Source organism: Lactiplantibacillus daowaiensis (assembly GCF_005405085.1).
GTDB classification, from domain to species: domain Bacteria; phylum Bacillota; class Bacilli; order Lactobacillales; family Lactobacillaceae; genus Lactiplantibacillus; species Lactiplantibacillus daowaiensis.
On record NZ_BJDJ01000002.1, the window covers coordinates 211,952 to 236,809 of the forward strand.

30 protein-coding genes and 1 other annotated feature are annotated in these 24,858 nt (G+C 44.5%); of the genes, 17 read left to right on the plus strand and 13 right to left on the minus strand.

Going from position 1 to position 24,858, the window contains the following annotated elements:
- The first annotated feature begins 202 nt into the window (after nt 1-202).
- The 8 genes from FFM75_RS02245 to FFM75_RS02280 all read left to right on the plus strand — a co-directional run bounded on the left by FFM75_RS02245 (nt 203) and on the right by FFM75_RS02280 (nt 6,626).
- On the plus strand, nt 203-601 hold the full coding sequence (locus FFM75_RS02245) for a 3D domain-containing protein (RefSeq protein ID WP_137627572.1): 399 nt from the start codon (nt 203-205) through the stop codon (nt 599-601).
- A 302-nt stretch (nt 602-903) separates the two neighbouring features.
- Nucleotides 904-1,662: an ABC transporter ATP-binding protein gene (locus FFM75_RS02250; protein WP_137627573.1), complete on the plus strand. Its 759-nt coding sequence runs from the start codon at nt 904-906 to the stop codon at nt 1,660-1,662.
- 15 nt (nt 1,663-1,677) lie between these two features.
- Nucleotides 1,678-3,465, plus strand: coding sequence for an FtsX-like permease family protein (locus FFM75_RS02255; protein WP_223876587.1), 1,788 nt, complete (start codon nt 1,678-1,680; stop codon nt 3,463-3,465).
- 22 nt (nt 3,466-3,487) lie between these two features.
- Nucleotides 3,488-3,766, plus strand: a complete 279-nt coding sequence (locus FFM75_RS02260) for a hypothetical protein (protein WP_137627574.1) — start codon at nt 3,488-3,490, stop codon at nt 3,764-3,766.
- Between the two features lie 31 nt (nt 3,767-3,797).
- Nucleotides 3,798-4,169 (plus strand): GntR family transcriptional regulator, encoded by a 372-nt coding sequence (locus FFM75_RS02265; protein ID WP_137627575.1) that lies wholly within the window; start codon nt 3,798-3,800, stop codon nt 4,167-4,169.
- The gene (locus FFM75_RS02270; protein ID WP_137627576.1) at nt 4,166-5,038 is read left to right on the plus strand and encodes an ATP-binding cassette domain-containing protein; all 873 of its coding nucleotides are present in this window, start codon (nt 4,166-4,168) and stop codon (nt 5,036-5,038) included. The genes FFM75_RS02265 and FFM75_RS02270 overlap by 4 nt, the downstream gene beginning before the upstream one ends.
- A complete protein-coding gene (locus FFM75_RS02275) occupies nt 5,028-5,828 on the plus strand; it encodes an ABC transporter permease (RefSeq protein WP_137627577.1) in 801 nt (266 codons plus the stop codon). The genes FFM75_RS02270 and FFM75_RS02275 overlap by 11 nt, the downstream gene beginning before the upstream one ends.
- A gap of 24 nt (nt 5,829-5,852) precedes the next feature.
- Nucleotides 5,853-6,626: a hypothetical protein gene (locus FFM75_RS02280; protein WP_137627578.1), complete on the plus strand. Its 774-nt coding sequence runs from the start codon at nt 5,853-5,855 to the stop codon at nt 6,624-6,626.
- A 201-nt stretch (nt 6,627-6,827) separates the two neighbouring features.
- Here FFM75_RS02280 and FFM75_RS02285 read toward each other — a convergent pair whose 3' ends face one another.
- Nucleotides 6,828-7,298, minus strand: coding sequence for a universal stress protein (locus FFM75_RS02285; protein WP_137627579.1), 471 nt, complete (start codon nt 7,296-7,298; stop codon nt 6,828-6,830).
- A 177-nt stretch (nt 7,299-7,475) separates the two neighbouring features.
- Between FFM75_RS02285 and FFM75_RS02290 the strand changes: the two genes are divergently transcribed.
- Both FFM75_RS02290 and FFM75_RS02295 read left to right on the plus strand, forming a co-directional pair.
- The gene (locus FFM75_RS02290; RefSeq protein ID WP_137627580.1) at nt 7,476-7,715 is read left to right on the plus strand and encodes a hypothetical protein; all 240 of its coding nucleotides are present in this window, start codon (nt 7,476-7,478) and stop codon (nt 7,713-7,715) included.
- Nucleotides 7,716-7,795: 80 nt separating this feature from the next.
- A complete protein-coding gene (locus tag FFM75_RS02295; RefSeq protein WP_137627581.1) occupies nt 7,796-8,215 on the plus strand; it encodes a GtrA family protein in 420 nt (139 codons plus the stop codon).
- Nucleotides 8,216-8,264: 49 nt separating this feature from the next.
- On the opposite strand, the gene FFM75_RS02300 is transcribed toward FFM75_RS02295, so the two are convergent.
- Nucleotides 8,265-8,732, minus strand: coding sequence for a hypothetical protein (locus FFM75_RS02300; RefSeq protein ID WP_137627582.1), 468 nt, complete (start codon nt 8,730-8,732; stop codon nt 8,265-8,267).
- Nucleotides 8,733-8,946: 214 nt separating this feature from the next.
- Here FFM75_RS02300 and FFM75_RS02305 point away from each other — a divergent pair, with 214 nt between their 5' ends.
- Nucleotides 8,947-9,270 carry a hypothetical protein gene (locus FFM75_RS02305; protein ID WP_137627583.1) on the plus strand — a complete coding sequence of 108 codons (324 nt, stop codon included), beginning with the start codon at nt 8,947-8,949 and terminating at the stop codon, nt 9,268-9,270.
- A gap of 117 nt (nt 9,271-9,387) precedes the next feature.
- Nucleotides 9,388-9,573: a hypothetical protein gene (locus tag FFM75_RS02310; protein WP_137627584.1), complete on the plus strand. Its 186-nt coding sequence runs from the start codon at nt 9,388-9,390 to the stop codon at nt 9,571-9,573.
- A gap of 85 nt (nt 9,574-9,658) precedes the next feature.
- On the opposite strand, the gene FFM75_RS02315 is transcribed toward FFM75_RS02310, so the two are convergent.
- The 3 genes from FFM75_RS02315 to FFM75_RS02325 all read right to left on the minus strand — a co-directional run bounded on the left by FFM75_RS02315 (nt 9,659) and on the right by FFM75_RS02325 (nt 12,544).
- Entirely contained in the window at nt 9,659-10,855 is a 1,197-nt protein-coding gene (locus FFM75_RS02315; protein ID WP_137627585.1) for a MalY/PatB family protein, read from the minus strand.
- A 50-nt stretch (nt 10,856-10,905) separates the two neighbouring features.
- Nucleotides 10,906-11,137 (minus strand) — a binding site (T-box leader).
- Nucleotides 11,138-11,155: 18 nt separating this feature from the next.
- Complete coding sequence (locus tag FFM75_RS02320; RefSeq protein WP_223876588.1) at nt 11,156-11,689, minus strand: NUDIX hydrolase; 534 nt, start codon at nt 11,687-11,689, stop codon at nt 11,156-11,158.
- 219 nt (nt 11,690-11,908) lie between these two features.
- On the minus strand, nt 11,909-12,544 hold the full coding sequence (locus FFM75_RS02325) for an LVIS_2131 family protein (RefSeq protein WP_137627586.1): 636 nt from the start codon (nt 12,542-12,544) through the stop codon (nt 11,909-11,911).
- Between the two features lie 185 nt (nt 12,545-12,729).
- Here FFM75_RS02325 and FFM75_RS02330 point away from each other — a divergent pair, with 185 nt between their 5' ends.
- Nucleotides 12,730-13,044 (plus strand): hypothetical protein, encoded by a 315-nt coding sequence (locus FFM75_RS02330; RefSeq protein WP_137627587.1) that lies wholly within the window; start codon nt 12,730-12,732, stop codon nt 13,042-13,044.
- A 103-nt stretch (nt 13,045-13,147) separates the two neighbouring features.
- On the opposite strand, the gene FFM75_RS02335 is transcribed toward FFM75_RS02330, so the two are convergent.
- On the minus strand, nt 13,148-14,869 hold the full coding sequence (locus tag FFM75_RS02335) for a glycoside hydrolase family 13 protein (RefSeq protein ID WP_137627588.1): 1,722 nt from the start codon (nt 14,867-14,869) through the stop codon (nt 13,148-13,150).
- 156 nt (nt 14,870-15,025) lie between these two features.
- Here FFM75_RS02335 and thrC point away from each other — a divergent pair, with 156 nt between their 5' ends.
- A complete protein-coding gene (thrC, locus tag FFM75_RS02340; protein ID WP_137627589.1) occupies nt 15,026-16,522 on the plus strand; it encodes a threonine synthase in 1,497 nt (498 codons plus the stop codon).
- 15 nt (nt 16,523-16,537) lie between these two features.
- Nucleotides 16,538-17,335 carry a Cof-type HAD-IIB family hydrolase gene (locus tag FFM75_RS02345; RefSeq protein WP_137627590.1) on the plus strand — a complete coding sequence of 266 codons (798 nt, stop codon included), beginning with the start codon at nt 16,538-16,540 and terminating at the stop codon, nt 17,333-17,335.
- A 176-nt stretch (nt 17,336-17,511) separates the two neighbouring features.
- Here the strand turns inward: FFM75_RS02345 and FFM75_RS02350 are convergent, their stop codons facing one another.
- From FFM75_RS02350 to FFM75_RS02375, 6 genes are all read right to left on the minus strand, one after another.
- Nucleotides 17,512-18,078, minus strand: coding sequence for an NUDIX hydrolase (locus FFM75_RS02350; protein WP_137627591.1), 567 nt, complete (start codon nt 18,076-18,078; stop codon nt 17,512-17,514).
- Nucleotides 18,079-18,467: 389 nt separating this feature from the next.
- Nucleotides 18,468-18,755: a chromosome partitioning protein ParB gene (locus FFM75_RS02355; RefSeq protein ID WP_137627592.1), complete on the minus strand. Its 288-nt coding sequence runs from the start codon at nt 18,753-18,755 to the stop codon at nt 18,468-18,470.
- Nucleotides 18,756-18,809: 54 nt separating this feature from the next.
- Nucleotides 18,810-20,147 (minus strand): hypothetical protein, encoded by a 1,338-nt coding sequence (locus FFM75_RS02360; protein WP_137627593.1) that lies wholly within the window; start codon nt 20,145-20,147, stop codon nt 18,810-18,812.
- A gap of 22 nt (nt 20,148-20,169) precedes the next feature.
- Complete coding sequence (locus tag FFM75_RS02365; protein WP_137627594.1) at nt 20,170-20,538, minus strand: HIT family protein; 369 nt, start codon at nt 20,536-20,538, stop codon at nt 20,170-20,172.
- Between the two features lie 8 nt (nt 20,539-20,546).
- The gene (locus FFM75_RS02370; protein WP_137627595.1) at nt 20,547-21,293 is read right to left on the minus strand and encodes a 3-oxoacyl-ACP reductase; all 747 of its coding nucleotides are present in this window, start codon (nt 21,291-21,293) and stop codon (nt 20,547-20,549) included.
- A complete protein-coding gene (locus FFM75_RS02375) occupies nt 21,293-21,514 on the minus strand; it encodes a DUF2829 domain-containing protein (protein ID WP_137627596.1) in 222 nt (73 codons plus the stop codon). The genes FFM75_RS02370 and FFM75_RS02375 overlap by 1 nt, the downstream gene beginning before the upstream one ends.
- Nucleotides 21,515-21,724: 210 nt before the next feature.
- On the opposite strand from FFM75_RS02375, the gene FFM75_RS02380 reads away from it, so the two are divergent.
- Together FFM75_RS02380 and FFM75_RS02385 are read left to right on the plus strand one after the other, a co-directional pair.
- The gene (locus tag FFM75_RS02380; RefSeq protein WP_137627597.1) at nt 21,725-22,816 is read left to right on the plus strand and encodes a DUF871 domain-containing protein; all 1,092 of its coding nucleotides are present in this window, start codon (nt 21,725-21,727) and stop codon (nt 22,814-22,816) included.
- Nucleotides 22,817-22,830: 14 nt separating this feature from the next.
- Nucleotides 22,831-24,012, plus strand: coding sequence for a GNAT family N-acetyltransferase (locus tag FFM75_RS02385; protein ID WP_137627598.1), 1,182 nt, complete (start codon nt 22,831-22,833; stop codon nt 24,010-24,012).
- Nucleotides 24,013-24,192: 180 nt separating this feature from the next.
- Here FFM75_RS02385 and FFM75_RS02390 read toward each other — a convergent pair whose 3' ends face one another.
- Complete coding sequence (locus tag FFM75_RS02390; RefSeq protein ID WP_137627599.1) at nt 24,193-24,855, minus strand: TetR/AcrR family transcriptional regulator; 663 nt, start codon at nt 24,853-24,855, stop codon at nt 24,193-24,195.
- Between the last annotated feature and the right edge of the window lie 3 nt (nt 24,856-24,858).

Below are 24,858 nucleotides of genomic sequence, written 5' to 3' on the forward strand. Positions count from 1 at the left end.
TAATTAATCGCGCCTAACATCAGTACTCGTAATTTTAGGCTAGCCAGCTAGGGATTGCAATCACAAAAGCAGACCCCACGTAATCGAACTGTAACAGTTGTACATAAATTGTTAACTGGCAGTCACTGACTTGCAACCCCGACTCGCTATAATAAGAATCATTGTTAATTCGGGAAAAAATTTTTGGAGGAATGCTTACAATATGAAAACCATCGTTAAAACTTTAATGGTCGCTTTATTCGTCACAGTCGGCTTAATCACCGTCCAAAGTTTTTGTAATTCAGCCACCCCAGCCGTTGCTGCCGCGAGCCGCTTGCAAAAAGGTAAAACGTACGCTGTTAAAGCAACTGGTTACGACGCCGTTCGTTTAGGTGGTCGGACCGCGTCTGGTTATTTTGTAAACAGCAAAAAGAAAAAAGTCATCGCCGTTGATCCACGGGTCATCAAGTTAGGCTCAAAAGTCAAAGTTAAAGGTTATGGCACCGCCATTGCTGCTGATACTGGTGGTTTAATCAAAGGTCGGCGCATTGACTTAAATATGAGCACATCTAAAGCGATTCGCTTTGGTTACCGCACCGTCCAAGTTACCGTTGTCAAATAATGCAAGTCCCCTAAACCGCTGTCGCTAATGACGGCGGTTTTTATTTTTTGCCATGCTGGTTCATTAGTCGGTTAGTTACCTCCCCACTAAAGCACTAACTAACTAGGTCCAAAACTGGCACTGCTAACGCTAACGCAAAAAAAAGTGATCCCCGCAAAAGTCTGTTATCACAAGGCTTTTGCGGGGATCTTTTTTTTAAAATTCCGATAATAGTTGACAGTCAGGCTGGTTGCCTTTATAGTTAGTTACATAAGTAATTAACCAAATAACAAATCAACTTAAAAACAAGGGAGTTAGAAATTATGCCTACTACACCAATTATGACGGTTACCGACTTACACAAGACTTACGGTAAAGCCGGCAGCAAACAATATGAAGCCTTAAAGGGGATCGACTTCGACGTCCAACCTGGCGAATTCGTCGGCATCATGGGGGCTTCTGGTTCGGGGAAAACCACCTTACTTAATATGTTGGCAACTTTAGACCAACCAACTAGTGGTGAAGTGACGATCCACCAACAACCCATCACGCATTTGAAAGGGAACCAACTCGCTGACTTTCGCGCGAATGAAATTGGCTTTATTTTCCAAGATTTTAACTTACTTGAAACGATGACCGCTTATGAAAACATCGCCTTACCATTGATGTTACAAAACGTGGCTAGCAAAAAAATCAAACCAGCCGTTGAACAAGTTGCCACCCAATTAGGCATCAACGAATTCTTAAGTAATTATCCTAATGAATTATCTGGGGGACAAAAACAACGGGTCGCCGCGGCCCGGGCATTAATCAATGAACCCGCCATCTTATTCGGTGATGAACCAACTGGGGCGTTAGATTCTAAGTCCGCCCGCGAATTACTCGACATGTTCACAAAAATCAATCAAGAACAAGCCGTTTCAATCTTATTAGTCACTCATGACCCCTTCTCAGCCAGTTATTGCCAACGCATTTTGTTCATTAAAGACGGTCGCATCGGTCAAGAATTGCATCGTGACCAATTAAGCCGGACAGATTTTTACCAACAAATTCTTGATACCTTAGGGACATTCGAACAATAGAAAGGAGTCGTACCCATGTTTAAATTAGCATTAAGTGGTTTTAAACACCGGTGGCGAGACTATTTGGTCTTGTTCTCTGGTCTCGTCATGTCCAGTGCGATCTTCTATATGTTCGAAGCGCTCGCCACGAACCAAACGTTCTTAAAACAAAATAGCATGATCAGCATGATCAGCTTTGTGTTCCAATTTGGCTCCGTTTTATTAACGATCATTACGTTAGTTTACATCGGCTATGCCAATTCATTTTTACTCAGCATGCGCAAACGTGACTACGGGCTCTTTATGTTAGTCGGGGCTCGCAAAGGCAAAATCGGCCAATTGATTTGGGTCGAAACCTTATTTGTTGGGATTTTAGCAACCATCGTCGGGATTGCTTTTGGGGCCATCTTGACGATTGGTGTCAGTCATTTACTCGTCCAAGCCTTGGGCTTAACTTTGAAGCAATTTTCTGCTTGGTATACACCAGCTGCCTTAGTAACTTTAGTCTTATACGTTGGCTTATTCTTGATTGCCGGATTATTCAACTTGGTGGCATTAACTAAAACGCCAGCCTTGAAGTTACTCCATAGTAACGACCAACCAAACCGCCCACGCTTACATCCAGTACGACAAAGTATCGAAGTCATTATCGGCTTGGCTTCTATTAGTATCGGTTATTGGTCGATGGCCCATTTAATCGACTTGAAGATGGCTGGGATCGGCATTGCCTTAGTTACCATTGTCTTAGGAACGTATCTTCTCTTTAATGCCGTTTTCGTCTGGTTAGTTGTCTTACTCAAACGGTTCAAATGGGCTCAACGCGGGTTAAACAGTTTTACGTTATCCCAACTCAGCTTCCGAATTCGCAACTATACTAAGATTTTGTCGATCGTGGCGATGCTATTTGCCTTAGCCCTTGGTGCAATCACAACTGGGTTAGGCTTCCACCAACAAGTACCCATGATGGCTGCTGGTGGGAGTGCCTATGATTTAAGCTTGGTCAATCCAACCGCAGCGCAAAAGCGGACGGTTGCCAGCTTAAACCCAACGCGCCAAGCCACTTATCATTACAAAACCACTAGCAAAGTAGTCTATTACAACGCCGCTGAATTCGACCAACAACCGTTTTACACGGCCAATACGTCTGGCACGACGCATTTAAGTTTTAAATACGCCAAAAACAATGCCAAACAAATGAAAAAGAGTTTCTACAGTTATCAACTCGGCGATTTACAAACGCGTTTGAACGTGCGTAAAGCAGCTGTTTACTTGCCAGCCGCCGCTTACCAGAAGCTCAAGCAACCAGAAGCGCAATTACTCGTCTTTGCCACCAAAAACTTTCAAAAGCACTTTGCGACTTTTAAGCAATTAACTAAAGCACAAAATAAACGGGGTGCTAACTTACAGATTGCGGCAACTGGCGGCCGTTACTATGCCTATCAAGAATTTAATGGCATGTATTCTGGCCTTGAATTCATGGGCTTCTTCTTAGGAATCGCCTTTCTTGCCATGTTGGCTAGTTGCTTGATGTTTAAGATCTTATCCGGAGCTGCAGCGGACCGCCAACGCTACCGGATGCTCGATAAGATGGGTACGACGCAACGCCAACTCAAACAAGCCCTTCGCAAAGAAATCGCCGTCTTATTCGTTTTACCAGGAATCGTCGGCATCATTCATGTGTTGTTTGGCTTACAAATGTTCAAAGTCATTATGATCACCTCACCTTACACTGGCATCTGGTTACCATTTACGATTTTTGCCATTTTGTACTTAGGTTATTACTGGTTGACCATCTCAATTTACCAACGGATTGTTTTGCAATAAGCCCTAAAAGGAGGACTAAATCATGGTATACTTTGGATTAGTCGCGTTATTAATTGTCATTACGCCCTTGCACCGTTATTTATTTGCTCGCCGGCCTGCTTTTTGGCCCGGCCTATTAATGCCCGGCCTTTGGCTTGGCGTTAACGGTGCTTTGGCACTCATGATGCCTTATGAACATCAAGATATCTTATTAGCAGTTTTGGGGACCCTGCTACTACTTTCCAGTTGGGTCGCTGCTCGGATCGACCGGTCGGAACACATCTTAACCCCGACTCGGCACCATAAGATTGCAGCTAAGTAACGCGCAACCCACTGCAATGAGGTGAAAAAATATGCAGTTCAACTTTAATAGTACCGAACCGATTTACTTACAGGTTGCGGAACAAATCGAAGAGGCCATCTTCACCCAAACGTTTGCGGAAGGTGAACAAGTCCCCTCAACGACCGAAATTTCTAAAGAATTCCATATCAATCCAGCGACGGTTTTAAAAGGCATGAACATCTTGGTTGATGCCCAATTGATTGAAAAACGCCGTGGTGTCGGGATGTTTGTCATCGCCGGTGCGCAAGCGCGGATCGTTGAAAAACGGCGCAACCAATTTTACGATGACTACGTTAAAAACTTGGTCGTCGAAGCCCGGAAACTGCACATTACCAAAGACGAATTAGCAAAATTAATTGAACGGGGGTTTTCTACACAATGAGTATTCAAATTCAAGCGGTCAATCAAAGTTTCCATGGTCAAACCATCTTGGATAATATCAATTTGACCATCGAACCCCAAAAGATTTATGGGTTATTAGGCCGCAATGGTGCGGGTAAAAGTACATTGCTCAATATTATTAGCAATCGTATCTTTGCAACTAGCGGTACCGTGACTTTAGATGAAGACTCTTTAGTCGACAATGACCATACTTTGGGCCGCCTTTATCTCATGAGTGAAGTCAACCTCTACAACGAGCGCACGAAGTTAACCAAGTTATTAGATGTGACCACCCGCTTTTACGGTGATTTTGATCGTGACTATGCCACCCAACTCGCCGCTAAATTCGAACTCGATTTAAACGCCCGCTTTGGTAAACTGTCCACTGGGTATCGGACGATTTTTAAGTTGATTGTCGCGCTGTGTGTCCCGGCTGATTACATTTTCTTGGACGAACCCGTCTTAGGCTTAGATGCCAATCACCGTGAATTGTTCTATCAAGAATTGATTGAAACCTACAGTGAACGACCACGAACTTTCGTGATTTCAACGCATTTAATTGAAGAAATCGCCAACTTGATTGAACACGTCTTTGTCTTGGATCAACATCAGATTACGGTCAACGGCAGTGTTCCTGATATTTTAGACCGGTCATATGCGATTACCGGTCCTGACGCTGATGTTCGTCAGTATACGACTGGCCTCAATATTATTGGTCAAGACCAACTTGGCGGGATTACCGCGCATTATGTTTACGGCGCTTTAGAAGATGATCGGCCAATTCCAGATACGGTCAAGATCGAACATCTTGACTTACAGAAACTTTTTGTGAATTTGACCAATCATCAGGAGGTCGCTCATGTCAACTAAATTACGGGCGGTCACCCGCTATCTCATCAAAGAACAATTTCAACTATTGGGATGGACCTACCTGTGTTTATTCGCGGCTTTTGTGATTTTACCGTTTTTGATGGCTTTATTTACGGGTAATTTGAAGGGCTTTTCGTTTATTAGCACGGTATCAGATTTGGGCTTAGGGGTAGTCTTTGGCTTCTTCATCTTCATGACGATGTCCTTAACTTACGAGCATTTCAAACTGCTGATTCAAAACGGCATTTCTCGTAAGACCTTTTGGCAAGCTCGGATATTGACCCTGCTCGTAATGAGTGTTGCTGGTGAATTCATTGCCGCACTGTATAACTATGGTGTTACCGCTCCCGTCCATCATCATAGTGCGTCACAGTTTTTGGACGCATCAACGTATAGTCTATATGCCCACTATTTTGGGTCAAATCTGGCCATTAACTTAGGGGCTAGCTTCATTTTTAGCTGCCTATTCTTTATTGGGTTGGGGACCACGGGGATGGCACTAGGTAGCATCTTTAGTCTACTCACAAAATTTGTGCGGCGAATCGTGATCATCACGATTCCGATTCTTGGCTTTTTCTTCTTAGTCTTCGTCACTAGCACTGCCGCTGGTAATAGCCATTATAATTTTGAGGGCTTGGCCAACTTCGTCAAATTTTTGCTGGGGTATCAAGCAAATGGGGCTGCGGGGAATTTCAATCCTTGGCCGCCGATGTTAACGATGGTCATTGGGAGTATCATCATGGCAGGCATTGCTTATGCCTTCAATCGTAAACTCAGAATCAAACAATAAGCATTACTTTAGGGGGAACCTGATATGACAACTAAGACCCGGGCCGCAACTCGATATTTACTGCTTGAGCAATGGCAAAGCTTGTGGCAAGCACTGGTCTGGGGGTTAGGCTTATTCATCGGCTTGCCTTTTATCATCAGTCTCTTAACTGGTAATTTAGCTCATTTTAGTTGGCTAACCACCTTTCGTAATTTCGGCATTGGCTACATTTGGGCCTTATTTACTTTCGTGATGGCACTGCTCAATTACGATCACTTTAAACTGTTCATTCAAAGTGGACTAAGTCGCAAAATATTATACCGTGCCCGGTTATGGACATTAGCCATTATTAGTCTATTGGGCACATTAGTCGTCACTAGTTACGGGATAATTTTTTGGGGCGCATCGCGTTACTTAAGCTACTCTGCTTATGGGTTGTACAGTCAGCATTTTGGGTCGTTTGGCTTGAATCTAGGTAGTGCCCTCTTATTTGGTTGGCTTGGTTATTGTTTCATCGGCCTGATTGGGATGGTCATCGGCAGTATTGCCAGTCTCCTGACCAAGTCGCAACAAAAGCTGACACTCGCTGCAATTCCAGTATTGGGGACCCTATTATTGTTATTGCTCATTCATCTGTTTTCGCGGTTACCTGAAAACTACCATTTCGATGGGGTTGTGCAAGTTGTCTATTTTATCGCCGGTCACGCTGATCAAACAGGGTATTTTAATCCAACTGTCCCATTATTAAGCTTAGTCATTGTCGATGGCCTTTTAGCGGCCGCAGCGTACCCACTCATGCAACGACTTCATGTGAAGTAAGTGAACGGCATCACTTTGATCAGCACAAAACATCGAATATTAAACAACTCAAAATTAACGCCGTCAGATCAGCTGATCTGACGGCGTTTTTTATCGTCATTTGACTGATAAGCCTGTTTCAGCTGACAATCAATGATTTTTCGTCTGCGACCACTAAAAAAAGCCTGTGACAACAACCATCACAGACTCAACTATAGTTATTTACTTGTCTAAAATCGTGTTTTGTAAGTCCGTCTTAACCACAATTACGTCAGTTAAGGCATTCCGTTGTACATAAGTCGTCACAGAACCTTCTAAGACCCGTTCCATTGCATTTAGCCCGGTCGAGCCCATCATGATCAAATCATTATGGTGATCTTGAATAAAGTCTTGGGAGATAATTGGCTTAGGACTCCCCATGCGGATGTGGAATTCAATGTCATCAAATCCCGCTTTTTTGATTTGATCAACTAGCTTTTGTAAGTATTCTTCCGAATCTTGAACCAATTGATACGTGATATCACCATCAGCTAAACCGGCTAAGTTATAACCAAATTGACCAGGATCAATGACTGAAAGCACATCAATATGGGCTTGGTTCCGCTTAGCAACTGCCACAGCTTTATCCAACGCAGTTTCTGCCTGTTTAGAACCGTCCATTGGAACTAAAATATTCGTATATTCTTGTAACATCAGCGCCACACCCTTTCCATCTACTAATCCTATTTTAACATTGTTCGGCGATGAATGCGTTCTCAATTCATTGTCAGCCCGATGAAAGTGATTTTACACAACCTTTACACAAACAAAATCGTTGCTTTACATCTAGCTTCTACAATGAAATTAGTTCATTGAGAGAAGGGGTTCGAGATGTTAGCAACTGTTAAACTGACCAACGACTTGATTGTTAGTCAAACAGTCATCGTCGATGGGGAAATCACTTACCAAATTAAACTACAACGCCGGCGCTGGTTACCAACATGCTATCAACTGCGGCTTACCGCGACCACGCTACTAGGAACAATCACGGTTCAACGCCTTAATTTTACCGATTTAGCAGTTGCACAAGCTGCGTTTGACCACCAGCAAGTGACCTTAACCGCAAATTAAACAATTAACCCTGAACCTTGAATCGAGTTGTGCTAGGATTAGGTTTAAACATCTAATCTCGAAAAGTTTGGGGTAACAATATGATTAAGCGCGGGATCCAACTATGGCACCAATATCAAAGTGTCATTGCTTATTTATTTTTTGGCGGGTTAACAACGCTCGTTAACTTCGTCGTCTTTTGGCTATTCAATGATTTGATTCAATGGCCTTATCTCATTAGTAACGTGATGGCTTGGTTACTATCAGTCCTCTTCGCCTATGTCACCAACAAGCTATGGGTCTTTGATGCCGCAACACCGACACTAAAAGGTTTGTTGCAAGAAGCGGTCTCGTTTTTCGGCTTCCGGCTACTGAGCTTAGGCGTTGACGAACTCATTATGTTTACGGGGATTACATTGTTACATGGCAATCCATTACTCGTTAAATTAATCGATCAAGTGATCGTGGTCGTTTTAAATTGGTTCTTCAGTAAACTATTTATTTTTAAGCAACGTGATTAAAAAAAGCCAGCGAGCAATCGCTGGCTTTTTTCATTTTACTAGCCGGATCCTAACCCAACTTTTGATTTGCGATGTGTAGCTTATCTAAGGTCCCCATGACCTCGTCAATATTAACACTGTCCCAATTATAAAAGTTGAATTGGCGGCCACCCTTCATCTGAATCATCAGATGGCGAGCCCGTGACTCGTAACCGTTGCGAATTTCATTTTGAGTCGTTGTCATCTCGTAGTATTGAACTTGTGCTAAGTTGATCACGATGTCACCAATTCGAACAAACTTTGGATCCTGGCTGGTTGTTGGAACCACGACCCGGGTCCCATCGTGATGATGCTGGCATAAATCCATGGCAACTAAACCGGCTGCCGTTAGTGCCGGTTTAAAATAAAATTCTTGCCCTAATCGTAACGCGGCTTTCGTCGGCGCAGCGGCTAACGCAAATTTAAAATGATGCCCATGAAAATCGGTCAGAATACCTTCGTTAGCATTCAGGTTTAGTTTCGTTACATGGCCAATCATAGTGCTCCCCCTCCTTCCACCGATTAACGTCAATTTACCACGATCAACGCTAAAAAGCCCCTCTTTTTCCCGGAATCGTCAGTCTAGTTCGTCATTTCATCAAGTTGTACTTTCGGTTACTTTGTCAACCCATCAGTTATGCTAAAATTAGCGATAACTAGGTCGCTACGGCCACTTGAATTCAACCTAACCACTATCAGAGGAGCTGACTGGCATGACACTAACCACTACTGAAACAGATTACTTAATTGACTTACTAACTACCAAATTATTTGAACTATTGAGCCGCGTCACACGCTGGCAAACCCACAGTTTATCGCAAGCGCAATACGACCAACAGGTTAAGGAAACCTTAACCCCCAACCTCACACAGATGCGAGCCTTGGTTACCAAACTAACCCCTACCGCTGGTGATCAAACACAATTAGCGGCACTGCAACAAGGGCTAACCAAGCTCACGGCCGCAACGACTTATCAGCTCACGACCAGTCAATTGGCCCAGGCCAATGAACGCCGACTGAACCGTCACCGCCGTTAAATTTTAACGCGCTGACTCTTAACAAAAAATTCAAATTTCAATCACGAGATAGCTATTTTTGGCCGTTACAATATACTCATAAACTTGAAACATTCGAGATGGAAGAAGGAGGGCCCCATGTTCCTAATTGTATATTGTGCGCTTGCAATCGCGGTGTTTTTCTGGATGTTTGGCTTCACGACCGCCGCTATCATTATCGCCTTATTGACGCTCGCCTTGATTGGGTATGCGGCCATTCGCCGGCAAGTCGTCCGGAAACGCCTTCTAAAACAACACACGGCGACCAATAAAAGTCGTGGTTAACTTGATAAAAAAACTACTAAAAAAATGACGTTCACCTTAACTTGGTCGCATAACCAGTTTAAAGTGGACGTCGCTTTTTTATAAATTATTCAGTTAATTTGTTTAAACATTCAATGATGTTTTGCACGGCTTGATGGACATATTTCGGATCAGTTGCCAAATTCAGCCGGACAAATCCCTGATCATTCTTACTAAACCACTCACCAAAATCGACCGCTAAGCCACATTTTTCTTGAATGAATTCACGCGTGGCATCCGGTGCCAAATAAGCGCGTAAATCTAGCCAAGTTAAGTAGGTGCCTTGCAAGTCCGCCACAACTACTTTAGGTGCCTTAGCCGCTAGTTCAGTTTGCAAGTACTGGTAATTCGACCGAATAACCGCTAAAACCTGGTCAAGCCAATCAGCACCATGTTCATACGCGGCCTGCCCAGCCGTTTGCCCCAACACATTGACTTCAGTTTGATTATAGCGTTGCATATAATCATCATAGCGTTGCCGTAACGTGGCATTAGGGATAATCACGTGGGAGTTCAATAAGCAGGCGACATTAAAGGTCTTTGAAGGCGAATTTAAGACGATCACGTTATCTTGAAAACGCCCATCCGCAACAGTTAAAGCGGAGACAAACGGATGATTTGCTGGATCAATTTCGATATCTTGATGAATTTCATCAGAGATGACCAATACCTGATATTTAGCACAAAGCGCTAAGATTCGGCTTTCTTCTTCCGCCGTCCAAATCCGACCGACCGGATTATGGGGTGAACACTGGACAAATAAGCGGACCTCGTTGGCCTTGATTTTGGCTTCAATATCTTCAAAGTCCATCGTATAGTGACCGTGGTCATTGATCAGTTCAGACGTCACTAACTGCCGATGATTATCTTGGACCGCATCAAAGAATGGGTAATAAACTGGCGTTAAAATCATCACCCCATCACCAGGTTGCGTGTACGCATTAATGACCGCATATAGCGAATTGACGACCCCAGTGCCAAAGCGCAGCCAGTCTTTTTTGAGGCTTAGTTGATGCCGTTGTTGTTCCCAATTCAAAAAGGCTTCATAATACGTGTCTGGTGTAAAGGAATACCCATAAATACCATGGGCAACGCGCGCCGTTAGGGCTTGCGTCACGGCCGTTGGCACTTGAAATTCCATATCAGCGACCCACATTGGCAATAGATCCGGATTGCCATAGCGTACCCCTAAAGCATCCCATTTCAGTGAATTCGTATGTAATCGATTCGTCGCGTACTTTTTAACAAATGCAGCTTGATCCATTATAAAAACCCCTTTCGATCGTTAACAAAAAAACTTCGTCCTTAATTTGACTTAAGGACGAAGTTTGCACTCCGCGGTACCACCCAGCTTTACAGCTTGCGCTGTCTCAGGCTTGCCAGTAACTGACAAGCAATCTGGGTAACGGCGATTAATCCGAACTAACAGCTAAAGACCATTAGTTTCACTCCGAGTTCATCTTCATTCGGTCGACCTCATCAATTTCCACCAACCATTGACTCGCTGTCAGGTTGCCCGAACTACTCTTCTCATCAACGTATCATTTTTTAAGTTAAACCTAACTTACAGCGCGTCATCAGAATTGTCAACTGTTGGTAACGGAAATTGTGGTGTCGCTGGAATATCGTATGCCGCAATCACTTGGTCTTCAACAGGAAACGCCCCCGTCAATAAATACCGTTTGGCTTGCATCACTAAAGGTGAACTATTTGCCCAATTTAACTGCGCTAGTGGGACCCGTGCTGCCCCTGCAGACAATGCCGCGGTATAGGCTGGTCGTTGGGTCAATAATTGCCCACCAACTGGTTCCAATAAATAAAAGGTCTGAATCAAGGCTTGCCGGGGTTGATCGACCGCTAATGCGGGTAATGTCAACCGAATCGTACCTAATTGCTTAGCGATGGTGGTTTGTAAACCGGTCTGAATAGCAGTAATCTGACTAACAGTCGCACTAAGCGACGTATCGGCTGTCAGTGGTGCCGTTGCCAAATCATAACGATTGGTGAAGGGACCCGTCAGGTTTTTAGTGACGATTAAGCTAGTTTCATCGCCAATGATGCCACAGACATAGAGCGGATTAACTTGTTCGACTATCATCGGTTCGCTTCCTTCATTATTTTTCAATTAGTTACATTATTTTTTATATCGTCATCATTCAAATAATGGGTAAATATCCAAAAAATTGTAACTACTTAATTTTACTACTTTATATGGTGAACTAAAACCAAAAAGAAGCAACTGATATAAACATTTAATAACTTGTAACATTTTCAATAGAAAAGCAACCCGAACTTAATCGCGTTGCTTTTCGTTAACTTATTCAGTTGTTAAATCCGTCGTATTAATAAATGATTGTGCTGGCACGCGAATCAACCAGCGGGTCATCGCTTGATGACCCACGTGGACCCCTAAACCGTTCATGAACGTTGGTTTATACGTTGCCGTCATCTTAGCCACATAGGCTTTCGTATGCTGGCGGTCCATTTGGGCTAACTTCGTTTGTGACCACGGAATTCCCGCATCGGCCACTTTAGCTTGCTTCAAACTTGTAATCACGGTTGCTTTATTACTTGAAACCGTGTATTTGGCACCTTTTTCCCAATAGTTGTAAATGTGGACTGGTTTAGTCGCACTACCCCGATCAACCGCCACATAATACGACCCAGTACTACCGACCCGTAAAACTAAGGGTTGATAATCATACGTAATGCTGACCGACGAGCTTGAGAGATCAACACGATGGTTAAACGTGACGAAAAACATCCCGCCTAATAACCCAAAACTGACAACTAATTCACCAATCGTCAGCCATAAACTCGGCCATTCAAAGGTTTTTTTTCGCTCCACGATCATTTTAATGCGCCGTACCCGGATATTATGAAAGACCCACACTAACAGCGCCAGTACAATAATCCAAGCAATGATTCCAATCCAGTTCCATGCAGAAGTCATCAATTGCCAACCCTTTCCCATTTTCCTTGTTATTATGCTCTAATTGTAAATAATTCGCTTCCAAATAACAAGTAATGCCCCCAAACTTTAACAATTCGATTGTGAAAAAAATCACGGTAACGCTCCAAATGTAATCGAATTCATGGTAGAATAATGATATTAACTTGTAGAAAGAAGGAGTAGCGATGATCGCAGCATTGATTTATTGGGTCGTTGTCGTTGGACTAATCGTCTGGGGTGTTTGGATGGCGATTTTAACGGCCTATTGGGCTAGCCAAAAGCAAAACGGCAATATTTTCTTTATTGCAATTATGAATACATTAGGTCTCATTGCCGGCTTAATTGTTTGGTGGGTCTTCAATAACCAAAACTGGCAATACTACTGGTTATCCAGTACCGTCAAAACGACCAACTTATTAGGGATCGTCTTGATTTGCTACGTGGTCTTGATTGTCATTGAATTCTTCCAAGGCCGGGCTATCAAACCTGCTAAAGCTTAATCTAATTAAGTTAGAAAAAACTCGTCCATTTGGGCGAGTTTTTTTGTACGACTTATTTAAGCTTGTCAACGCTAATCATTTGAATTATCATGCCATTCACAACTTACCGAACTTGTAGACTAAAGCCGCCAGCGGCCAGTTGATCATCGGCTAACCCATGACTCAACACAGTTGTTGTGGCTGGCGCCAAAGCTTGCGACGTTGTCCCTAAATTAAACTGGCCAACAACTGTTTGGGTGGCATCTTGGCGTTGTAATTGTAATAACTCCCCGGTCAATTGCCAGCTTAACTGACTCGTGGCTAAGAAGGCTGCATTGGCTTTACGCCAAGCAATCAAGCGCTGAACCACTGGATACATCGCCGTTTGTTTTGGTGCTGGCTGCCAAGGCATGCAGCGGCGATTATCAGGGTCAGGTCCTCCCGCCAAACCAACTTCAGTTCCATAATACAAACATGGTGCTCCAGGTAACATCATCAACAACGTTAATGCTGCTTGCATTTTCACCGGATCATCATGTAATACGGTTAACATCCGGGCCGTATCATGCGTATCCAACGCATTGAACATCACTTGTTGATTAGGTTGCCGATATTGCATCAATTGTAAGTTAGTCTTACCAATATAGGCTTTAGGTGTTAGCTCATGATTAAATAAGCTTAAAATCGGTTGGGTCAATGGATAATTCATCAAGGCATCAAATTGACCATTGCCAACTAAACTGGGACTATCGTGCCATGATTCCCCTAACAAGTAAATATCTGGTTTAACGGCTCGTAAGGCACCACAGATGACCCGCCAAGTCCCATGATCAACTTCATCAGCCACATCAAATCGCCAAGCATCAATGTTCAATTGTTGAATCCAATAACTGGTAATTTGAATTAAATAATCACGCACCGCCGGATTTTGCGTATTTAACTTAGGCATGGTTGCCGCCGTGCCAAATGTTTCATAGTTCAGCTGCCCAGTTTCAGGATCTTGGCCAACCGGATAGCCGTGAATATGGAACCAATCTGCAAATCGTGACTGCGCCCCATTTTTGACCACGTCTTGCCATTGTGGTGAGGCCGTGCCAAAGTGATTAAAGACCGCATCTAGCATCACATGCATGCCACGCTCATGGGCCGCATCGACCAATTCTTGAAAGTCTTTTTTCGTGCCAAAATGTGGATCAATTTCAAAATGATCTAACGTATCGTACTTATGATTTGATGGCGAGGTAAAGATGGGACATAAATATAGCCCATTAATGCCTAAATCAGCCAAATCATCTAAGTGATCGATAATACCGCGCAAATCGCCCCCGTAAAAGGAATCGGTTTTAACCGGGCCACGCCCCCAGGCTTGAACCTGGGCCGGATCATTGGTCGTGTCCCCATTGGCAAAGCGTTCCGGAAAGATCTGGTACCACACCGTTTCTTTCACCCAAGCCGGTGGCAATTCTGCATCGCTGACATGCAAATAAGGTAAATGGAAATAATGACTCGTCGTGGCCCAAGCAGGCGCGCAATCATCAAAGAACCCATCGTCACCATAGCCAATTGTCTGGCCGGCTTGATCGGTCAATCGAAAGCCATAAATCAACCGATTCGTGGGCACGTTTAACGTCAATGTCCAATACTGATTGGCCTGGGTCGCTAACCCTTTTTCGAGTACCGCGGTCTGCATCGGGGCCCCCGTTTGCCACAAATACATATCGGCATACTTAATTTCAACTTTTACAATATCCGTTAAAGCTGTTTGGATCCGTAATAACACTTGATGGTCCGCTAAGACCGCTGTGTCTTCGCTTTCTGGGCGATGTAAAATTCCTGCTAATTGCATAAACGCAATCTCCTCCTTTTTCGTAACCGGTTACATTTTCAAATAACCAGTGCCCGTTGAAATTCACAATTTCAACGTTATTTTCGTGAAAACGCCCCCGCTAACTGGTAATTTAGTGTATGATTTAGACAAATTCAATTGAAAGGACGTCCATCCATGGAAACACTTTATCGCAGTACTCGCGAAACTGCAAGCCAAACTATGACGAGCTCCCAAGCCGTCCTGCAAGGGTTAACCCCTGATGGTGGCTTGTTCGTTCCCGTCACTTTACCACACGCCGACTTTGATTTCGACCAACTGGCTAATATGTCCTATCAAGCCGTGGCCTATGAGGTCTTAAAACTATTCTTTACCGATTATACGGAAGCCGAACTAAAGGCCTGCATTCAAGCGGCCTATGGTGATCAATTTGATGATCCCGCCATTGCGCCGGTCGCTAAACATGGCAAACAGTACTACTTAGAACTGTTCCATGGACCAACTATTGCCTTTAAAGACTTGGCTTTACAAATTTTGCCGCATTTAATGACCACGGCCGCAAAAAAGAACCAACTCACTGCCGAAGTCGTGATTTTAACCGCAACTTCTGGTGACACGGGCAAAGCGGCCATGGCCGGTTTTGCTGATGTCGATCAGACGCGCATCATCGTCTTTTATCCCCAAGCCGGTGTCAGTGCCATTCAAAAACAACAAATGGTCACGCAAGTTGGCGACAACACTTACGTCATTGCCATCAATGGGAACTTTGATGATGCTCAGACCAAAGTCAAAGAACTTTTAAATGATCCCGAATTACGGGCACAACTCGCAGCTAACCAGTTCCAATTCTCTAGTGCTAACTCGATTAATATCGGGCGTTTATTCCCACAAGTCGCTTATTATGTTTATGCCTATGCGCAAATGATCAAACAAGGCCAAATTAAAAACGGCGATGAAGTTAACTTCAGTGTGCCAACCGGGAATTTTGGTGATATCTTAGCTGGTTATTATGCCAAACAACTGGGCACCCCAATTCACAAATTGATTTGTGCCTCTAATCGAAATAATGTGTTAACTGACTTCTTTAATACAGGGGTCTATAACAAGAACCGCGAGTTCTTCTTAACTAGCTCGCCTTCAATGGATATCTTAGTCTCAAGTAATCTGGAACGGCTCGTCTTTTATTTAACTGGCGAAGATGCGCAACAAACCGCTGCGTTAATGGCTGACTTACAAACCAAGGGTGAATATCGGCTAACCCCAACGATGCGCCAAGCGATTACCGACTTTTGGGCTGGTTTTGTGACTGAAGGTCAAGACCAACATGAAATCAAGCATCTGTATGCACATCACCATTATACAATTGACCCACATACTGCGGTCGCTTCAGCGGTCGCCAAGCAATACCAATCAGCCACCAAAGATCAGCGACCAATGATCGTCGTTTCAACGGCCAGTCCTTACAAGTTCCCAAACGCGGTGTTAAGCGCGATTACTGACCAAGCGGACGTAACGGTTGACGGGCTAGCCGCCGTCGATCAATTACACGATTTAATTAAGACGCCGATTCCAGCCACCGTTGAAAATCTACGGACCGCCCCCGTTCGTCATGACCGTGTCAGTGAACCAGATGCGATGGCCGCAGCAATCAAAACAATTTTAAAACTGAATTAGAAGGGATTTTTAACTATGATTACGACAATTGCACTTGATTTAGATAATACGTTATTAACTTCTGATAAAACCATCTCGTTACGGACCGAGACTGTTTTAAAACAATTACACGCGGCCGGCAAGCGGATCGTCCTCTGTACGGGACGGCCAATCAAAGCGATCCAACCTTTTCTAAAACAATTGGCACTCACTAAACCGACCGACTATTCAATCACGTTCAATGGTGGTTTGGTCCAACAAAACACGACTGGCGATGTCTTAGCACGTAACAGTGTGACTAAAGCCGATATTCAACCACTTTATGATTATGCCAAAGCCAATCACTTTCCATTAGATGTCATTGACTTAAAGCAGGTCTATTCCTTAGTTGACCTCGGCAAATCGCCATACGAACAATTCATGAATGGTCTAATACCATTTAATGACATTACCTTTACAGCCCTACCAGCCGATGATCAATATGGTAAAGTTGTCAGTGCTTATGAAGACGTTGCGGCCATTCAAGCCAATTTACCGCAAGCAGTTAACGATAAGTTCCACGTCGTGCCTTCGCGCCGGAACTTACTTGAATACTTACCAGCTGGTACTGATAAATCAGCTGGTTTAAAAGCCTTGTTAGGTCACTTCGACGAAGATTTCGAAAACTTGATGGCCTTTGGTGATGAAGAAAATGACTTAGGCATGCTCAAAGCCGCCAAAGTTGGCGTTGCCATGGCCAATGCCATTCCAACGGTCAAAGCCGCCACCACTGATGAAACGTTGAGTAACGATGAGGATGGTGTGGCAGTCTTCTTAGAAAATTATTTTGACTAATTACGCTCATTAAAGCGCTGAAACACACCTTTGACTGCCACTTTCAGTTAGTCCTAATGTCAACTAAGCGTCCTATCCAAATACAACAAAGTCCCTGCCACAAAAATGTTGGTAGGGACTTTGTTGTATTGTTCAATGAAAATGTACCCTTAGGCGACAACATCTTGGTCGTCGCCTTATTCAGCAGTTCGTTCAAAATTCAAATACCAGTTCAATGCACACACGGCTTGTGCTGACCGTAATTTACCAGCCCGCATCAAATCGATCACTTGCGTCAATGGCACCAATTGCGTATTCACAAATTCATCCGCATCAAAATGCCGTTCACCATGTTCAGTTGGATCAATATGAGTCAAAATCAAATGGACGGTCTCATTGGTAAATCCTTCAGATGACGTGATGGCAGTCATCACCCGACTATCATGGGCAATATACCCAGTTTCTTCTTGCAACTCACGGGTCGCCGCAACTAAAGGTTGTTCACCGGGATTAATTAGACCGGCAGGCAAACTAATCGTTTCCGCATTCCGGCCGACCCGGTATTCTGTATTGAGCACCACTTGATCATCAGCGGTCAATGCTAAAATCGTGACGGCATTGCCATGGTCAATCAAGTCACGTTCCACGCGCAACCCATCGGGCGTTTCAATCGTTCGTTTTAACAAATTAAAGATTGGGCCTTGATAGACCTGTTCTTGTTTTAAAATCTTACCGGCGCGACCGGCTTTATCCAATGCATCCATTTTGTAACCTCACTTTAAGTCAAAACGTGCCAACAGCGCGATGGCGCTTGGCACGTTTTTTGTTTTTATCATTAATTAGGGTTGTGCCCCGCCTCTGATTGCGTCTAACTGAGGCCGGAACATGGTAAACAACTCACAACTGAGCCTCGCCAATTTTGTCTGTCAACTAACCTTAGACAATCGACTAATCAATTAGAATCATAGCCGGAAGTGACATGTCTAAACGCCGTGTCGAGCCACTTGGGTGGTGGTCTTGACCACCTTAATGGCTGGGCCGACTTTTAAGACGTGGTTTGTCGGCTTAAAAGCGCCCTGGGGACCGCTTTTTGGCCCCAGGGCTGCCCCACCGCGTTTAGACGTGTCACTGGAGGCGGTTTGCACCATCCATGCTACAGGCCCATCTGTGATAACTGATTAACCACATCGACGAACTCATCACGGCGGCGCGTTTGTTTATCAGCATCGCCCTCAACTTGTTGCATATCGATTCTGACAACTGCGCGGCGCAACAGACTGGTTAACGTCTTGCCATTCATGCGGATATACAAATGATCGGCATCTTGGGCTTCGACCGCATCCTCCCAAACATGATTCTCATCACGTTCTGAATAAACCCCACGGCGAATAATCGAACCCCCATCAAGCGTATGAAACGTCACATCATAATAGTTACCCATTTGCTCAGCTTCTTTCCGATTAAGTTACCTTCATTATAACGCCGCTAGCTTAGATTAATCATCCTGGTTGGACCAAATCCCACTACTAAATTTCACATGACCAACCCGATCAAGGCTGCCCTTGGTAGAAAAACCTTCCTCATCCGTCTGGTCATCACCATCGACGAACTTCAGTAAGGTCGTCTTAGACTGCCGATAAATCGTCACATCCGCAACCGCGCCATACTCATTGGTCTTCGTATACGTCTTTGTTTTTGGTTGCACCTTAACTTGCCGACTCACTTGATAATGTGGCTGATAAAACGTCAGCTGCGTCGGTTGTTGGTGCTTAAACGTGACTTTAATGGGCGTATTCATCGCCGTCAAGATCAATAGCCGTTGCAGTTGATGTTGCCGATAAACGCGATAAATCCGACTGCGGCTAATGTAGCCACTCTCAAGGGTCCGCTTAATTGGCGCTTGTTCTGTCCGCGTCATCGTTTCACCAGCTTGTGGATTTAACAAGCGCCGACCGACATCTTGATAATAGCCCCGGACGAGTTGACCAGTCGCTGGCAACCAGCCAACCACCCGCCCCGTAGCCGTTTGCATGTACAAATATTTGCGGCCATCAGTCCGAATCAACTGCTTGGTGGCATAGAGTTGTTGATTCAGCAAAGTATCCGTATCATGGGCAAATGCCCGGAAAACGGTCCCTGGCACATTCGACCAAGCATGATAGGTCGTATTCCCCAAATTCATCGCCAAGTTTGAAGGATTCTTACCGTCAAACGAGACCAAATAATAAGGCGTCTTTTGAATCGTTGTTTGTTGGCGATAATACGTCGTTGGTTTTAAGTCTTTTAACGCAATGTAACCCCAGTCTTTGTTCGGTGTTAAATGGGTCCAAGTTTTTGCTTGGTAAACGTCAAAGGGGCGGGTGACCGCCACATGATGCAAGTTTTGAATCAAACAATAGGTCCCTTTTTGCGTATAGAAATATTTTGCCACGACGACTTTAATTGGTGGTGAGATTTCCTCTTCATCACCGTCGACCGTCACATGATACCGATTATTGACATGCTTTAAACTATCATAGAATTTCACACTGTCGTTAGCCAGTACCATTGGTTGATGCGCGTCGCCCCGCTTCGTCCTAATAACTTTACCGACGCCATCGACTTTATCAGCCGCTCGGCGTCGTTTTTGCGCCGCTGTTAAAGGCTGTTGTTTTTTGGTTGCCAAACGCTGCGATTGCTTTTTGGCGCGTTGCTTAGCAGCTTGCTTTTTAGCCACGCGTTCAGCTGTCAACCGCTGTTGGTGCTTGGCTTGGCCAAAAATGGCGCCACCACCCACTAATACGATCAAGATTCCGACAATCAAACTGTAACGCCAAATTTTCCCCGTTTTCATTTACTCGACCCCAATAAATCGCTTATTTTAAACTTTGATCAGCTGGTAGCATCTTACGAATCCCACCCGTTGGATCAGGGACATCACCTGGATATCGTGGGATCAAATGCACATGGCAATGCATAACGGTTTGCCCCGCCGTAGCACCGACATTAATCCCAAGATTATAACCAGCTGGATGATAGCGCTGATCCAGATAAGCTTTAGCTTGCATTAATAGTGCCTGCATCGCAGCTAAGTCCGGCGCTGGCACATCAAAATACGTCGGATAATGCTGCTTAGGAATAATTAATAAATGCCCCCGACTGACCGGATGAATATCAAAAAAAGCCGCTGCCAAGTCGTTTTCCAACACATACGGCTGCCGCTGACAAAAAAGACACGTTGTCATCTAAACACCTACTTTTCTAACCAACCACCATCAATCGGTACGACTGTGCCATGCACGTAATCCGCATGTTGACTCGCTAAAAATAACGTTAAATCAGCCACTTCTTGTGGTTGCGCCCAACGCTTAGCAGGCGTTTCATCAGCAACCCACTGGGCCATCTTACCGTCACCCGCAAAATCAGCGGCATTCATTGGTGTATTGATGGCGCCAGGCGCTAGACAATTGGCGCGAATCCCTTGAGCCGCATAATCTAAATCAAGCTGCTTCGTATACCCGATGATGGCATGTTTGGCAGCCGTATAAGCAGCGCCACCACCACCGGCAACTAAGCCCGCAATCGACGCCATATTTACAAAAACCCCATGTTGTTGCGCTAACATCATCGGTAAGACTGTGTTCGTCACAATGAACTGACTCGTCAAATCGGTTGCCAAAATGGCCTGCCAATCTTTTAAACTCGTCTTTAATGTGGGCCGATACCCATCTAAACGCCCAGCCGTATTGCAGACGATACTGGGCGCCCCAAGTACCGCGATACCAGCACTGATTGCCGTGACTAATGCCGATTCATCGGTCACATCAGCAACCTGATAACTGAGGTCAGTGCCCGCTTTTAAGCTAGCTGGTTGCGCTTGTCGGTCAATGGCGATCACATTGGCACCTTGCCTGCGAAACGCTTGTACTTGCGCATGACCGATTCCCGAAGCCGCGCCCGTTACGAGTACGGTTTGCCCTACATATTCCGGCAATTGCATTAGTCGACCAATTGCCAATCATCAGCCAAAATATCACAATCAGTTGGTGACCATAAGCTATACGCTTCATCAGCAGTTTTGATCAAAAAATAAGGATTCAACACATCGCCTTGATACGTGGTGGTTGGTTGTAAAACGACGAATAATTCGGTCCCTTCCCAACCAGTACGGACTGCTTTTTGACCTGCTTTTAGGTTTGGTAAGATTGCTTCAAATGTCATTGAGATAACCTCCATTATTATAAGAAGTGTCACAACTTCTTGTCTGTCAAAAGCGTAGCATATTCCCCGGAGCTTGAACAGTTCTAAAATTTGTTGGTACAAATTTATCGTTTAGGCTGGTACAGACCAATTAAATATGCGATAATGTAAGCGAATACAGAAATAAGATGCGTCACTGCATCTTGAAAGTCAACTTGGAGGGATTTTGATATGAGTAAACTTGGTGTCTCCGTCTATCCAGAACGGTCAACCTTTGAAAAGGATGCGGCTTACTTAGATTTAGCTGCTAAATACGGTTACCAACGCGTCTTCACTTCACTATTGGAAATTAAGGGGAATGCGGATGAAGTTGTCGCTAACTTCAAAAAAGTGATCACCTATGCCAATAAACTGGGCTTAGAAGTCATGGTCGACGTGAACCCTGGCTTGTTTAAACAACTCGGCGTTTCATATGACGACCTGTCATTCTTCCATGATTTAGGCGCTTGGGGCGTGCGGTTAGACCTAGGCTTCACCGGTTCTGAAGAATCACGGATGACGCACAACCCATACGGCATTAAGATCGAAGTCAATATGTCCAAAGGGACCCACTATGTGGACACGATCATGGACTATTCCCCAGCTAAAGATAACTTACTGGGCTCACACAACTTCTACCCACAACAATATACTGGTTTAGGTTATGACTACTTCGTCCAAACATCAACCCAATACCGGCAATACGGCATCAACACAGCAGCATTCGTCTCTTCAAACGATGCCACTTATGGGCCTTGGCCAATGCAAGATGGCTTATGTACTTTGGAACAACACCGAGGCTTACCATTAGCTGCGCAAGTGCAACACTTAAAGATGACCGGCTTAATCGATGATGTTTTAATTGGGAATGCTTATGCCAGTGAAGCTGAATTGAAAGCGGCTAGTGACGTCTTCTTCAGTCCATACCCACTCTTACATGTAGAAACAGTGGCGGCATTAACTGATGCGGAAAAAGCCGTTTTATTCGACCAACCACAAACTTATCGTGGCGACTTCTCTGACTACGTTATTCGGTCATCTGAAACGCGGGTCATCTATCGTGATCGTGATTTTCCAGCTCATGACACGACGGACATCCACGCTGGCGATTTATTAATTGATAATGATGAATTCGGCCAATACAAAGGCGAACTCCAAATTGCCCGTTGTGACTTTAAGAACACTGGTCGGATCAATGTCGTTGGCCATGTGATTGCAGCTGACCAACAATGCTTATCACTACTCGCACCATGGGCTGACTTCAAACTCGTTTCAGCTAAATAAAGGGGGATTGGCGGATGGCGGAAAACTTTCGTTTAACCACGGCGTCCGACCGCGACGCTTTTTATCAGCTTTATCAGTATGCCTTCAATAATCACGATACCCCGACGCGGCGAGCATTTTTTATGGATCGCTATCAACATGGTTGGATTTATGGGTTACATGCCAATAACCAACTCGTTAGTGGCCTTTACAGCTTACCGATGCACGTTAACTTTCATGGGGTGACTTATCCCATGAATGGAATCGGTGACGTGATGAGTGCCCCCGAATATTCTGGTCGTGGTGGCGCTGGCAGACTATTAACAGCGGCGTTAACTGAAATGGCTGAAAAAAAGGTCACATTATCGTATCTCGCGCCATTTTCATTTGCTTATTATCGCAAATTTGGCTATGAACAAGTCTTTAATCATACGCAACAACGCTTAGCAGCGCGCGATTTACCTGTAATCAAGCCCCACGATTTGTCTGGCACCGTCACGCGTTATGACAATGCCGGGCTTGCCTTAGTCAATGATTTTTATGCGGCCCAACCTGTCAATCAACGCGGCGGCTTGATCCGTGAAGACTGGTGGCAACATTATTTGACCTTAAAACACGACTGGTCGGTCGCGATTTATCATAATGCTGACCATCAAATCGAAGGTTATTTAATCTATGAACGTCAAGCCACTAACTTTGCGATTCAAGAATGGAATTTCAGTACACCAGCAGCCTTTGAACGCTTAGCCAACTTTATCACGAAACATGGCACGACTTTTGAAACCTTTAGTTATGAAGCGCCTAGTGAAGAAAATGGCCTTGATTTATTGGCGAACCCATACAGCCTACAAGTCCAAACGACACCTTATATGATGGCCCGGATCGTCTTGTTACAAGACTTTTTAACCCGTTATCCATTCACTCAAGATGTGGCGCCAGTGCGCTTGGCAATTACGGATGATGTCTTGGCGCAAAACCAAGGAATTTGGGAACTGACCGTGACTAATGGCAACGTCACTTGCGACCGTGTCAACACAACTTTAGATGGTGACAGTGACTTACAGCTGACGATTCAGCAACTCACCAAACCACTATTTGGCACCCGTTCATTAACCAGTGCTTGGCAACACCGCCAGATTACTGGTGATTTAGCAACTGCCAAACGATTGGATGCTAGTTTAGTACATGAAAAACCAGCTTTGATCGATTACTTTTAATCGTATTCAAGCTTACTCACTGCTTAACTGGTGGGCACACAACTTATAAAAATAAGACTGCCATAACGGCTAAAATGGAATTCTCCAAACCGTTATGGCAGTCTTTTACTGTCTTAAATAACTGTCGATCAAGTGCCCTTCACTGAGCCCCGACATTTAACTATATTTCCCATCAGTAATCTAAACTTGATTTTCAGGTTTAGGCGTAAACGCTTGCGTCAACATCGCCACAAAGTAATCTAATTCCCGTTGGGTATCTATCGGCGGAATTGCCATGACGACCCGGGCAAAATAGCCGAGTAACATCGATAACATGGTCTGGACAATTAAGTCGTTTGGCCAATCGACCATTAAATGCCGAGCTTTAAAGTCATCAAAGATTCCCATAATGTTATCCACAACAATGGGACCGACATGTTGGATCATCGCCTCACGACTCCCCGGCGTAAAAAAGACCATCTCTAAAGCAACTTTTAGTTCTTTGATATTATCATTAACAAATTCTAGCCGATTGGCAAAGACGGACCGAAAGAAACTCGCCAAGTCGGTGTATTTCGTTTCCAACTCTTCGCGCGTAAAGTCTGCCGCCAGTGATGGCACAATGTGGTCAATGATTGGGGCAACCACGGCTTCACGAATCGCATTCTTCGTTTTATACCGCCGATAGACCGTGCCTTCCGCGACACCCGCACGTTGCGCAATATCACTTGTACTTGTGTGATCAAAGCCTTGTTCAGCAAACAAATCCAAGCTGGCTTGTAAAATTGCTTGTTGCTTCGGCGTTAAGTCGGGATCCGCCGCGACCGTTTGCTGAAAATAATCACGAATTTTTGGTTGAGTCATTTC